This window comes from Pseudomonas sp. GNP014 (assembly GCF_054344005.1).
Genome location: NZ_JBTGUS010000001.1, coordinates 4,597,356 through 4,611,012, shown reverse-complemented (window position 1 = coordinate 4,611,012; position 13,657 = coordinate 4,597,356). Strand labels below are relative to the sequence as shown.

The following is a 13,657-nucleotide window of genomic DNA, read 5'->3' as shown; positions in this document are numbered from 1 at the left end:
AGCGTTTCATCGGGTTGATGGCAATTTGCTCACTTTGTCAGTGCGTTCTTCAGCGCAATCAGTACAATCGCCGCTTTTGCCCGGCCGAGAAAGGACGCTATACCGTCAGGCTGGCTACGAGAATTTCCATGCTCATCGGTAGTTATTCCTACACCCTGGTTTTCATTTCTTTGTGCGTGGCGATTCTTGCCTCATACACCGCGCTCGACCTGACCGGGCGCATTGCCACCTCAAGGGGCCGAGCCGTGCATTTCTGGACGGCAGGTGGTGCGTTGGCCATGGGCGTTGGCGTCTGGTCGATGCACTTTATCGGCATGCTCGCCTTCAAATTACCGATCGACCTGGGCTACGACATCGGGATCACCGCGCTTTCGCTGTTGATTGCGGTGCTGTCCTGTGGTTTTGCCCTGTGGCTGGTCAGTCAGCCCAAGCTGCCGGTGCTGCAACTGATCTTCGGTGCACTGACCATGGGCGCCGGTATCAGTGCCATGCACTACACCGGCATGGCGGCAATGCGCATGACACCGGGGATCGACTACGATCCGACGCTCTTCGGCGCATCGCTGTTGATTGCCGTCGGTGCAAGTGCCGTCGCGCTGTGGATCGCTTTCCGGCTGCGTCAGCATTCGCCCTATGTGCGCCTGATTCGCGCCGGGGCAGCGGTGATCATGGGCATCGCCATCGTCGGCATGCATTACACCGGCATGGCAGCAGCGCAGTTTCCCGAAGGCAGTTTCTGTGGCGCAACGCTCAATGGCCTCAAAGGCAATGGCGTTGACAGCCTGGTACTGATCACCACGCTGGCGGTGCTGTCGATTGCCTTGCTGACGTCGATTCTCGACGCTCGCCTTGAAGCGCGCACCGCCGATCTGGCGCACTCGTTGACCGTGGCCAATCGCGAACTGACGCAACTGGCCCTGCACGACACCCTGACCGGCCTGCCGAACCGCATGCTGCTGGATGACCGGATCAACCAGGCGATCAAGAAAGTCCATGAGCAGGGCGGTTGCTTTGCCTTGATGTTTATTGACCTGGACGGTTTCAAACCGGTCAACGATGCCTTTGGCCATCACATGGGCGATCAGTTGCTGCGCGAAGTGGGCTTGCGTCTGCGTGAGGATTTGCGCAGCCAGGACACGTTGGCGCGCATTGGCGGCGATGAATTCGTGCTGCTGGTGCGCCTGAGCGAGCCCAATGATGCCTTGAGTCTGGCGGCGCGACAGGTCGGCCTGATCGGGCAGTCGTTCCGCGTCGCCGAGCATGATCTGCAGATTTCTGCCAGCGTCGGTATTGCGCTGTACCCGGGCAATGGTCAGAACGCCCAGGAACTGCTGATGAACGCTGACGCGGCGATGTATCACGCCAAGGGCGGCGGCAAAAACGGCTACAGCTTTTTCGATGCGTCGATGAACAGCAACGCGCGCAAACAGCTGCAATTGTTGCAGGACCTGCGTGCGGCACTCGAACACAACCAGTTCAGCCTGTATTACCAGCCGAAGTTCGACGCCGCCAATGGTCATCCGGTCGGCGCCGAAGCGCTGTTGCGCTGGCAGCATCCGTTGCACGGCATGTTGATGCCGGACAAGTTCATTGATCTGGCCGAGAAAACCGGGGTGATCATCGCCATCGGTGAGTGGGTGCTCAATGAAGCCTGCCGGCAGATGCGCGAATGGTACGTGCTGGGCTACACCGACTGGCGCATCGCGGTGAACCTGTCGGCATTGCAGTTCTGTCACGCCGGGTTGGTGCAGAGCGTGGCCAAGGCCCTGGCTACCCACCATTTGCCGGCCAACAGCCTGACCCTGGAAATCACCGAAACCACGGCGATGAGCGACGCCGACGCAAGCATGACCGTGCTGCAAGAGTTGTCCGACATGGGCGTGGACCTGTCGATCGACGACTTCGGTACCGGTTATTCAAGCCTGATGTACCTCAAACGCCTGCCGGCCAACGAGTTGAAGATTGATCGGGGGTTTGTGCGGGATCTGGAGCATGACAGTGACGATGCCGCGATTGTCTCGGCCATTGTCGCGCTGGGTCAGGCGCTGGGCTTGCGGATCGTCGCCGAGGGCGTGGAGACCGGCGTGCAGCAGGATTTCCTCACGCAGTTGGGGTGTGATTCGTTGCAGGGGTATCTACTGGGGCATCCGATGCCGGCAGAGAAGTTCATGCAGAGCATCGTGAGCGCGGAGAAGCTGGCGGCGCTCTGACGTCACGCTGAGCGTTGTTCAAGACAAACACTGTGGCGAGAGAGCAAGCTTCCTCGCCACAAATGCAATACAACTGCGAAAGTCGCGGTACCGGCCGAGCCTTTGACAGAGCCCATGCAAAACCCGCCAATGGCGGTTATTCTTCCCCCCGACTGTTACGTGTGCATTGGGGGGAAGGTCTGCATGGATAAAGTCATTGTGATCACCGGCGGCGGACGCGGCATCGGTGCAGCCACGGCGCTGCTGGCCGCCGAACAGGGCTATCGGATCTGCATCAACTATCAGTCAGACGAGCAGGCCGCACAAAGCGTACTGGAACAAGTCCGCGCGCTGGGTGCGCAGGCTATTGCGGTGCGCGCCGATGTCAGTATCGAAGACGAGGTGATTGCGCTGTTTCACCGGGTCGATACCGAACTGGGCCGGGTCACCGCGCTGGTGAACAACGCCGGCACCGTCGGGCATAAATCGCGCGTCGATGAAATGTCCGAATTCCGCATTCTGAAAATCATGAAGACCAACGTCCTGGCGCCGATCCTCTGCGCCAAGCACGCGATCCTGCGCATGTCGCCCAAGCATGGCGGGCAGGGCGGCAGCATTGTCAACGTGTCATCCGTGGCTGCACGCCTGGGTTCGCCGAACGAATACGTCGATTACGCGGCGTCCAAAGGTGCGCTCGACTCTTTCACCATCGGTCTGTCCAAGGAAGTGGCGGGCGAGGGGATTCGGGTCAACGCTGTGCGTCCGGGTTACATCTACACCGATTTCCATGCGCTGAGTGGCGATCCGGATCGGGTCAGCAAGCTGGAGTCAGCGATTCCGATGGCCCGGGGCGGGCGGCCGGATGAGGTGGCGGAGGCGATTGTCTGGTTGTTGTCGGACAAGGCTTCGTACGCGACCGGGACGTTTGTTGATCTGGGTGGCGGCCGTTAATTCAACGGTGTCTGCACAGGCCCCCTCGCGAGCAGGCTCACTCCTACAGGTGAACGCATTTCAAATGTAGGGGTGAGCCTGCTCGCGATAGCGATAGTTCAAACAACACAGAACTGTCAGAACGACCGCACAATCCGCCCCAGCGTCTCCATCGCCTTCTCCGAGTCCTCGGTCCACGGGCTGCCGTAATTCAATCGGATGCAGTTGCGAAAGCGCTGCGTCGGCGAGAATATCGGCCCCGGCGCAATGCTGATGCCTTGCGCCAACGCCATCTGGAACAACTTCAGCGAATCCATCTGCGGTGGCAATTCCAGCCACAAAAAGTAGCCGCCCGCCGGTTGGCTGACCCGGGTTTGTGCCGGGAAATAGCGAGCAATGGCCGCGAGCATCGCGCTCTGCTGTTCTTCCAGTGCGTAGCGCAGCTTGCGCAAGTGGCGGTCATAGCCGCCATGTTGCAGATAGTCGGCAATCGCCGCCTGTGCCGGCATCGAGGCACAGAGCGAGGTCATCAGTTTCAGCCGTTCGATTTTCTGCGCGTAGCGCCCGGCAGCGACCCAGCCGATGCGGTAGCCGGGGGCCAGGCTCTTGGCGAACGAGCCGCAGTGCATCACCAGCCCTTCGGTGTCGAAGGCCTTGGCCGGTTTCGGCGCCTGCTGGCCGTAATAGAGTTCGGCGTACACGTCATCCTCGATCAGCGGCACCTGATGCCGGCGCAGCAGTTCCACCAGTTCCTGTTTCTTCGCCTCGGGCATGGTTGCCCCCATCGGGTTCTGGAAACTGGTCATGCACCAGCAGGCCTTGATCGGATGTCGCTCCAGCGTCTGTGCAAGCACGCCGAGGTCGATACCGTCGCGTGGGTGCACGGGAATTTCCACCGCTTTGAGTTTCAGCCGCTCCAGCACTTGCAGGCTGGCATAAAACGCCGGGGCCTCGATGGCGACCAGGTCGCCCGGCTCGGTCACCGCTTGCAGGCACAGGTTCAGCGCTTCCAGGGCGCCGTTGGTTATCAGCAGTTCTTCCATCGGCAGCATCAGTCCGCCGACCATGTAGCGCAGGGCGATCTGCCGGCGCAGTTGCGGGTTGCCCGGCGACATGTCGGTGACCACCATGCGCGGGTCCATTTCCCGGGCGGCGCTGGCCAGTGACCGCGACAGGCGTTGCAGCGGGAACAGCGTCGGGCTGGGGAACGCCGAGCCGAAGGGCACGGTGCTTGGGTCCTTGATCGATTCGAGCACCGAGAACACCAGTTCGCTGACGTCGACTTCGGTGGAGTCGTTGACATGGCTGCTGATCACCGGCTCCGAGAACGGACTCGGCGCATGGGTGTTGACGAAGTAGCCGGAACGCGGCCGGGCGCGGATCAGGCCGCGGCGTTCCAGCAGGTAATAAGCCTGGAACACCGTGGATGGGCTGACCCCGTAGGTCTGGCTCGCGTAGCGCACCGACGGCACCCGCTGGCCGGGGCCAAGGACGCCGGAGCGAATCAGTTCAGCGATGTCGTCGGCGAATTTTTCGTAGCGTTTCATCGAGGAGCCTTGGTGCTGGTTGATGATGAGGTGTGTCAGGAGAACTGCCCCTCACCCTAACCCTCTCCCAGAGGGAGAGGGGACTGATTGGGGGATGCTTGCGAACTACACCGACCTGAAAGTGCTTTGCTGAATCCACAATCGACTCACCCTGAAAGTGCTTTGCTGAATCCATAATCGACTCAGCCTGAAAAGTGCTTTGCTGAATCCATAATCGACTCAGCCTGAAAGTGCTTTGCTGAATCCATAATCGACTCAGCCTGAAAAGTGCTTTGCTGAATCCACAATCGACTCAGCCTGAAAAGTGCTTTGCTGAATCCACAATCGACTCAGCCTGAAAGTGCTTTGCTGAATCCATAATCGACTCGGTCTGAAAGTGCTTTGCTGAATCCACAATCGACTCGGTCTGAAAGTGCTTTGCTGAATCCATAATCGACTTGGTCTGTCAGGTCGATGTATAGCGACAGACACCTCGGTCGGCTCCCTCTCCCTCCGGGAGAGGGCTGGGGTGAGGGGAAAGGATTCTAACGGCTCAACGATTCATCGGCGCCACAAACCTGCTTTTCGCCACGCTATAAATCTCGGGCTCATCGCTGTCGGCAATCTTGAAACTCAAGGTCTGTGAACTGCTGGCCGGACGCTCCGTGGTCATCGCCACCGACACCGGCACATCGACAATCTCACCCGGCGCCAGGCTCAGTTCGGTCTTGCCTTGCAACTGGAAACCGTCGCCATCGACCAGGCTCAGGTTGTAGGCCTGGCGTTGCTGGGTCTTGTTGATGACCTTGAGGGTGTAGATGTTTTCGATCTGACCCTGGCCGTTCTCACGGAACAGCCCGCGATCCTTGGTCACGTCCAGCGACACCATCGGCCGTTCGACCAGCGCCATGGCCAGCGCGCCGATCATCACCAGCAGCACCGCGACATAGCCGATCAGACGCGGACGCAGCAAATGGGTCTTGCCCCCCTGCAATTCCCGTTCGGAACTGTAGCGGATCAAACCGCGCGGGTAGTTCATTTTGTCCATGATCGAATCGCAGGCGTCGATGCACGCCGCGCAACCGATGCACTCCATCTGCAGGCCATCGCGGATGTCGATACCGGTCGGGCAAACCTGCACGCACAACTGGCAGTCGATGCAGTCACCGAGGCCGGCCTCGGCGGGTTTCACCTCGCGTTTGCGCGGGCCACGGTTTTCGCCACGGGCCACGTCGTACGAAATTGCCAGGGTGTCCTTGTCGAACATCACGCTCTGGAACCGCGCATACGGGCACATGTGCATGCACACCGCTTCCCGCAGCCAGCCGGCATTGATGTAGGTGGCAGCGGTGAAGAAAAGCACCCAGAACAGGCTGACGCCACCGATGTGCAAGGTCAGCAGTTCTTCGGCCAGCGGCCGGATCGGGGTGAAGTAGCCGACAAAGGTCAGTCCGGTCATCACGCTGATCGCCAGCCACAACGTGTGCTTGGCGGCGCGTCGGGCCAGTTTGTTCAGGCTCCACGGCGCCGCTTGCAGCTTGATCCGCTGGTTGCGTTCGCCTTCGGTGATTTTCTCGCACCACATGAAAATCCATGTCCACGAACTCTGTGGGCAGGTGTAACCGCACCAGACCCGCCCGGCGAACACGGTGATGGCGAACAGACCGAACGCGGCAATGATCAGCAACGCCGAGAGCAGGATGAAATCCTGCGGCCAGAAGGTCGCGCCGAAGATATGGAATTTGCTTTCGGAAAGATCCCAGAGCACGGCCTGACGACCGCCCCAGTTCAGCCACACGGTGCCGAAGAACAGCAGAAACAGAAACCCCGCGCCGCTCATGCGCAACGTGCGGAACAGGCCAGTGAAGCTGCGGGTGTGAATCTGCTTGTCAGTGGAGCCGGCCTTCGCCTTCATCGGGCGACCCGGTACATTTTTTATAGTGGGGCTTGCTTCTACGGTTCGGACGGGAATTTGTTCGCTCATGGTCATTCGCTCATCAGCCTCCATCAGGCCAGCGCACTATGAGCGTCGATCTGTTTGCATAACAGACTCAGGTATTTCAATAAAAAGCGGATCAGATGAGATTCTGTGCAACGCCTGCGACAACTTGAAGCAGCCCGCAAACAAAGGCGCAAACGCCTATATCAGACGTTTGCGCGAGGTGTTGATCAAGGTCAGTCAAATCACCGAACCACTCTCATCAGCCTTCAAGTGCTTGCGACCGTCTCTGGCGCCTGCAACGGTCAATTCGTCGGCTTCTGCTTCGGTGATGTACACGCGCCGGCCCTCTATTTCCACGAACGACATGGCTTTGTCGCTGTCTGTGCGGACTTCCAGGGTGTCGCAAATGCGGATTTCTTCGCCATTCTCGACCGTGAAAAAACACACTTTTTGTTCGGGATTGGATTCATCGACTCGAAGGGGCATGAGGGCAGTCCTTTTTTCAGGGGGGTCTGAAAGGTTAGGGCACAGGCTTCGCCGATCGTTCTGCGCAACTGATTAATGGTCGCCGCTGTCCATCGTTTATCAGCCAATAACAAGGACTCCCTATGAACGCGTGGTGGCATGAAGTGTGGGAAACCCTGCAGGCGGAATTCGCCGACATCGGTGATGCGTCGCAGTTGACGCGGATCACCGTGCGCCTGCTGATGGCAGCGATTCTTGGGGGCATCCTCGGTTTCGAGCGCGAACACAAGGGCAAGGCTGCCGGAGTGCGCACGCACATGCTGGTGGCGCTCGGTGCGGCGCTGTTCGTGCTGGTGCCGCAGACGTCCGGCGCTGAATCTGACGCGATGAGTCGAGTGCTGCAAGGGGTGATTGCCGGGATCGGTTTTCTCGGTGCCGGCACCATCCTGAAAAACCGCGAAGGTGATGAAGGCCACGTGAAAGGCCTGACGACGGCGGCGGGGTTGTGGATGACCGCAGCCATTGGTGTGGCAACCGGGTTGGGCAGAGAGGCGACGGCGCTGTTCAGTACGTTGCTGGCGTTGGGGATCTTCAGCGTGATGCCGCGAATTGTCCGCGTGTTCGAAAAGGACGATGAGCGGAACAGACACCTGTAGGAGCTGCCGAAGGCTGCTCCTACATGAGCCATATCAGCGCGCAGGGAAGAATCAGACGATAACCGGTGGCATCGTCGTCGGCGGTTCTTCCTTGGCCGGTGGCGTGGTGCCTGGCGGTTCCTGCTCGGGCACCGGTTGCGGTTCTGTCTCCGGCAGGGTGGGTTTGTCGATGTTCGGATCAGGCGTTTCGGCCGGAATCGGGATGTTCATCAGGGTGACCTCCGTGTGGCACATGGCGTGAGAAGTGCTTAAGTGGATTGACCACCTTGCGGCGAAAACGATCCGCTTTTTCGCACAGGCAAATCACTGTGAACTTTTCCCGGCGCCAGTCGCTCGGAACCTAGGTGAGTTCATTCCGGGGCAGGCGCTTTGTCGCGCACGCTGATCCGGCACAAGAGCGTCCTTGGGGCGTTAAGGAGAGATGCTCGATGACTGCTGAAAAACCTTCAGAGCTGAGCTACAACCCGCACATGCCGCTGTCGCAGGCGTTGCTGTTGCCGCGCATCGTTATCGAAAACACCATGCCGACCCTCGATGGCGGGCAGTTCGCCGTGAAGTCGATTGCGGGTCGTGAGGTGGTGGTCACCAGCAAGGTCTTCGCCGATGGCCACGACAAGCTGGCGGTACGCATCCGCTGGCGCGAGGAAGGCGAGGAGACCTGGCAAAGCGAAGTCATGGCCGATCAGGGCAATAACGGCTGGCGCGGTCAGTTCCGGCCCGAGCATCAGGGCCGCTATCTGTATTGCATCGAAGCGTGGATCGATCATTTCGCCAGTTTTCAGTACGAACTGGAGAAGAAGCACACCGCCGCGGTGCCCGTCTCCCTAGAGCTGCAGGAAGGTCGGAGCATGGTGCAACAAGCCGCCGAACGCAGCGAAGGCCAGCTCAGCGAGCAGCTGGCGGCGTTGCACCATGAATTGTCCGGGTTGCTCGAAACCGAGCAGGTCGCGCTGTTTCTGCACTCGCGCAGTGCGCAACTGATGGCGCAGGCCGATCACCGCGCCTACCTGAGCGTCAGTCCCGAGTTCCCCGTGGACGTCGAACGCGAGCTGGCCGAGTTTGCCAGTTGGTACGAGCTGTTTCCCCGCTCGATCACCGACGATCCCGCTCGCCACGGCACCTTTAATGATGTGCACGCACGATTGCCGATGATTCAGGACATGGGCTTCGACGTGCTGTACTTCACGCCGATCCATCCGATCGGCCGCGCTCACCGCAAGGGCCGCAACAATTCCCTGACGGCAGCCCCGGATGATCCGGGCAGCCCTTATGCCATCGGCAGCGAGGAGGGCGGTCACGAGGCGATTCACTCGCAACTCGGCACCCGTGAGGACTTCCGCCGCCTGGTCGCTGCTGCCGCCGATCATGGCCTGGAAATCGCCCTCGACTTCGCTATCCAGTGTTCCCAGGATCACCCTTGGCTCAAACAGCATCCGGGCTGGTTCAACTGGCGTCCGGACGGCACGATCAAATACGCGGAAAACCCGCCGAAGAAATACCAGGACATCGTCAACGTCGACTTCTATGCGCCGGACGCGATTCCGAGCCTGTGGGTCGAATTGCGCGACATTGTCATTGGCTGGGTCGAGGAGGGCGTGAAGATCTTCCGTGTCGACAACCCGCACACCAAGCCATTGCCGTTCTGGCAATGGCTGATTGCCGACGTGCGCGCGCTGTACCCGGAAGTGATCTTTCTCGCCGAAGCGTTCACCACGCCGGCGATGATGGCGCGCCTGGGCAAGGTCGGTTACACCCAGAGCTACACCTACTTCACCTGGCGCAACACCAAGGCCGAGCTGGCCACGTATTTCACCGAACTGAATGAATCGCCGTGGCGCGAGTGCTACCGGCCGAATTTCTTCGTCAATACCCCGGACATCAACCCGGCGTTTCTGCATGAGTCGGGGCGCCCGGGGTTTCTGATCCGTGCGGCGCTGGCCACGATGGGGTCGGGCTTGTGGGGCATGTATTCCGGGTATGAGCTGTGCGAGTCGGCACCGGTGCCGGGCAAGGAGGAATACCTCGATTCAGAGAAGTACGAGATTCGCGTCCGCGATTTCACCGCCCCCGGCAACATCATTGCCGAAATCGCCCAGCTCAACCGTATTCGCCGGCAGAACCCGGCGCTGCACACGCACCTGGGGCTGAAGGTCTACAACGCGTGGAACGACAACATTCTGTATTTCGGCAAGCGCAGCGCGGACGGCAGCAACTTCATTCTGGTGGCGGTCAGCCTCGATCCGCACAACGTGCAGGAAGCGAATTTTGAACTGCCGTTGTGGGAAATGGGTCTGCCCGATGACGCCACTACGCACGGCGAAGATTTGATGAACGGGCATCGCTGGGACTGGCACGGTAAATACCAGTTCATGCGCATTGATCCGGGGTATCAGCCGTTCGGTATCTGGCGGATTACGGCCCCTTAAACAATGTGCCAAACAGTGTGGCGAGGGGATTTATCCCCGTTGGGCTGCGAAGCGGCCCCGCTTTTTTTCAGCTGTCACATGTTGTCTGAATTGACGACTGCTGCGCAGCCGAACGGGGATCAATCCCCTCGCCACAGGGGTGACCCTGTGGCATCAGAGAATTCAGCAGGAGTTTCAAATGGCGAAGAAACCCAAGGCAGCCACATTCATCAAAGACCCGCTCTGGTACAAGGACGCGGTGATTTATCAGGTACACGTCAAATCGTTTTTCGACTCCAACAATGACGGCATCGGCGACTTTCCCGGGCTGATCGCCAAGCTCGATTACATTGCCGAACTCGGCGTCAATACCATCTGGCTCCTGCCTTTCTATCCCTCGCCACGTCGTGACGACGGCTACGACATCGCCGAATACCGTGGCGTCCACAGCGATTACGGGACGATGGCCGACGCCAAACGCTTTATCGCCGAGGCGCACAAACGCGGCTTGCGGGTGATCACCGAGTTGGTCATCAACCACACCTCCGACCAGCACCCGTGGTTTCAGCGGGCGCGCAAGGCCAAGCCCGGTTCGGCGGCGCGGGACTTCTACGTATGGTCGGATGACGACCAGAAATACGACGGCACCCGCATCATTTTCCTCGACACCGAAAAGTCCAACTGGACCTGGGACCCGGTCGCCGGCCAGTACTTCTGGCACCGCTTCTATTCGCACCAGCCGGACCTCAACTTCGACAACCCGCAAGTGATGAAAGCCGTGCTGTCGGTGATGCGTTACTGGCTGGACATGGGCATCGACGGCCTGCGCCTCGACGCCATTCCGTACCTGATCGAGCGCGACGGCACCAACAACGAGAACCTGCCCGAGACCCACGACGTCCTCAAGCAGATCCGCGCCGAAATCGACGCCAATTACCCTGACCGCATGCTGCTGGCCGAAGCCAACCAATGGCCGGAAGACACCCAGCTGTACTTCGGTGACACCGATGCCGCAGGTGTCAACGGTGACGAATGCCACATGGCCTTTCACTTCCCGCTGATGCCGCGCATGTACATGGCGCTAGCCCAGGAAGATCGTTTCCCGATCACCGACATTCTGCGTCAGACCCCGGAGATTCCCGCCAACTGTCAATGGGCGATCTTCCTGCGCAATCACGATGAACTGACGTTGGAAATGGTCACCGACAAGGAACGCGATTACCTGTGGAATTACTACGCGGCTGACCGCCGGGCGCGGATCAACCTCGGTATCCGCCGGCGCCTGGCGCCGTTGATGGAGCGTGATCGCCGTCGCGTCGAGCTGCTGAACAGTCTGCTGCTGTCGATGCCGGGCACGCTCGACCCTGTATTACGGCGATGAAATCGGCATGGGCGACAACATTTACCTTGGCGACCGCGACGGCGTGCGTACGCCGATGCAATGGTCGATCGACCGCAACGGTGGCTTCTCCCGCGCCGATCCGGCCAGTCTGGTGCTGCCGCCGATCATGGACCCGCAGTACGGCTATCTGTCGGTCAACGTCGAAACCCAGGCCGGTGATCCGCACTCGCTGCTCAACTGGACGCGACGCATGCTCGCCGTGCGCAAACAGTCCAAGGCGTTCGGCCGTGGCACGCTGAAAATGCTTTCGCCGAGCAACCGTCGGATTCTGGCCTATACCCGCGAATTCACCGACGCCGACGGCAAGCACGAGATCATTCTCTGCGTGGCCAACGTTTCACGCAGCGCACAAGCGGCGGAGCTGGACCTGTCGGCCTACGTCGGCATGGTGCCGGTGGAGATGCTCGGCGGTAACGCGTTCCCGCCGATCGGCCAGCTGAATTTCCTGCTGACCCTGGCGCCGTACGGTTTCTACTGGTTTGCCCTGGCCGCGGAAAACCAGATGCCGAGCTGGCACGTGGAACCGGCGCAAAGCCTGCCGGACTTCACCACGCTGGTGCTGAAAAAGCGCATGGAAGAACTGCTCGAAGCACCTTCGCGCGCGACGCTGGAGCAAGGCATTCTGCCGAGCTGGCTGCAAAACCGCCGCTGGTTCGCCGGCAAGGATGCAGCCGTCGATAAGGTGCATCTGGCTTACGGCGTGCGCTTCGGCGATGCCCAGCATCCGGTACTGCTCAGCGAAATCGAAGTGACCCGCGGCGGGCAGACCAGCCGTTATCAATTGCCGTTCGGCTTTATCTCCGAGGATCAGGTCGGGCCGGCGTTGCCGCAGCAATTGGCTTTGGCCCGTGTACGGCGTGTGCGTCAGGTCGGTCTGATCACCGATGCGTTCAGCCTCGAAGCGTTTATTCGCGCTGTGCTGCAAGGCATGCAGAGCAACACTGTGCTGGAATCGACCGAGGGCGAGATCCGTTTCGCGCCGACACCGCTGCTGGAGACGCTCGGCCTCGGCGCCGAATCGGAAGTGCGCTATCTGTCGGCCGAGCAGTCGAACAGTTCGGTGGTGATCGGCAATAGCCTGGTGCTCAAGCTGATACGCAAAGTCGCTTCTGGCGTACACCCGGAACTGGAGATGAGCGCTTACCTGACCGAGGCCGGATTTGCCAATATCTCTCCACTGCTGGGGTCGGTCATCCGTCGCGATGCCCAGGGCGAGGACAATCTGTTGATGATCGCCCAAGGCTATCTGAGCAATCAGGGCGACGCCTGGGAATGGACACAAAACAACCTCGAACGGGCGCTGCGCGATGAACTCGCCGATGCCATGTCCGAGCAGGAACAGCATTACAACGCCTTGGGCGAGTTGCGCGATTTCGCCGGGATGCTCGGTCAGCGGCTGGGCGAAATGCACAAGGTGCTCGCTGCGCCGACCGACAACCCCGACTTCGCGCCGCAGGTGTCAACTGCCAAGGATGCGCAGGCGACCGGCAAGGATATCGCTGCCCAGGTCGAGCACGCGTTGAAACTGCTCAAGCAGCATCAGGGCGAGCTCAATGCGGCGGACCAGACGCTGGTGAAGACGCTGCTGGACGAGAAAAAAACCATTCTCGGCCACGTGCAGGATCTGGCGAAAAAAGCCGTCGGCGGTCTGCAGATTCGCGTCCACGGCGATCTGCATTTGGGCCAGGTGCTGGTGATCAAGGGCGATGCCTACCTGATCGACTTCGAAGGCGAACCGGCGCGGCCGTTGAGCGAACGCCGAGGCAAGCACAGTCCGTACAAGGATGTCAGTGGCGTGCTGCGTTCCTTCGATTACGCGGCGGCGATGACCATCAACGTGCACAACGTCGATCACAGCGCCGACTCCGAAGCGGCGCGGCATCGTGTTGCGCAACGGTACCTGCGTGAGGCCCGTGAGGCATTTGTCGAGGCATATCGTCAGGCGGCAGCTAGTCTTGAACATGCTTGGCAAGATCCTGAAGGTGCCGATGCCGCACTGGCGTTGTTCGGTCTGGAGAAAGCGGCCTATGAAGTGGCCTATGAAGCCGAAAATCGCCCGACGTGGCTGCCCGTGCCGTTGCACGGTTTGTATGGGTTATTGACGGGGCTTAAACCCTTTTCCGATCTTGGTGGAGAGTAGTC

At 60.1% G+C, this 13,657-nt stretch carries 8 protein-coding genes and 1 pseudogene; 5 read left to right on the top strand and 4 right to left on the bottom strand.

Translation table 11 applies throughout. From position 1 onward, the window contains the following. Nucleotides 1–128 precede the first annotated feature (128 nt). Entirely contained in the window at nt 129–2,210 is a 2,082-nt protein-coding gene (locus ACXX9E_RS20705) for a putative bifunctional diguanylate cyclase/phosphodiesterase (protein ID WP_222832812.1), read from the top strand. A gap of 183 nt (nt 2,211–2,393) precedes the next feature. Beyond that, nucleotides 2,394–3,140, top strand: coding sequence for an SDR family oxidoreductase (locus ACXX9E_RS20700; protein ID WP_123469077.1), 747 nt, complete (start codon nt 2,394–2,396; stop codon nt 3,138–3,140). Between the two features lie 116 nt (nt 3,141–3,256). Here the strand turns inward: ACXX9E_RS20700 and mapR are convergent, their stop codons facing one another. From mapR to ACXX9E_RS20685, 3 genes are all read right to left on the bottom strand, one after another. Continuing rightward, nucleotides 3,257–4,666 carry a GntR family transcriptional regulator MpaR gene (mapR, locus tag ACXX9E_RS20695; protein ID WP_008087199.1) on the bottom strand — a complete coding sequence of 470 codons (1,410 nt, stop codon included), beginning with the start codon at nt 4,664–4,666 and terminating at the stop codon, nt 3,257–3,259. Nucleotides 4,667–5,198: 532 nt separating this feature from the next. Continuing rightward, nucleotides 5,199–6,629: a cytochrome c oxidase accessory protein CcoG gene (gene ccoG, locus ACXX9E_RS20690; protein WP_123469201.1), complete on the bottom strand. Its 1,431-nt coding sequence runs from the start codon at nt 6,627–6,629 to the stop codon at nt 5,199–5,201. Nucleotides 6,630–6,824: 195 nt separating this feature from the next. Continuing rightward, nucleotides 6,825–7,073, bottom strand: a complete 249-nt coding sequence (locus tag ACXX9E_RS20685; protein ID WP_128614270.1) for a DUF3203 family protein — start codon at nt 7,071–7,073, stop codon at nt 6,825–6,827. A gap of 122 nt (nt 7,074–7,195) precedes the next feature. Between ACXX9E_RS20685 and ACXX9E_RS20680 the strand changes: the two genes are divergently transcribed. Continuing rightward, nucleotides 7,196–7,708: an MgtC/SapB family protein gene (locus ACXX9E_RS20680; RefSeq protein ID WP_186746830.1), complete on the top strand. Its 513-nt coding sequence runs from the start codon at nt 7,196–7,198 to the stop codon at nt 7,706–7,708. A gap of 51 nt (nt 7,709–7,759) precedes the next feature. Here the strand turns inward: ACXX9E_RS20680 and ACXX9E_RS20675 are convergent, their stop codons facing one another. Further along, a complete protein-coding gene (locus ACXX9E_RS20675; RefSeq protein WP_177490452.1) occupies nt 7,760–7,918 on the bottom strand; it encodes a hypothetical protein in 159 nt (52 codons plus the stop codon). A gap of 218 nt (nt 7,919–8,136) precedes the next feature. On the opposite strand from ACXX9E_RS20675, the gene ACXX9E_RS20670 reads away from it, so the two are divergent. Both ACXX9E_RS20670 and treS read left to right on the top strand, forming a co-directional pair. Beyond that, a complete protein-coding gene (locus ACXX9E_RS20670; RefSeq protein ID WP_267801789.1) occupies nt 8,137–10,134 on the top strand; it encodes an alpha-1,4-glucan--maltose-1-phosphate maltosyltransferase in 1,998 nt (665 codons plus the stop codon). Between the two features lie 178 nt (nt 10,135–10,312). Then, a pseudogene (treS, locus tag ACXX9E_RS20665) lies at nt 10,313–13,655 on the top strand (maltose alpha-D-glucosyltransferase). Nucleotides 13,656–13,657: the final 2 nt, after the last annotated feature.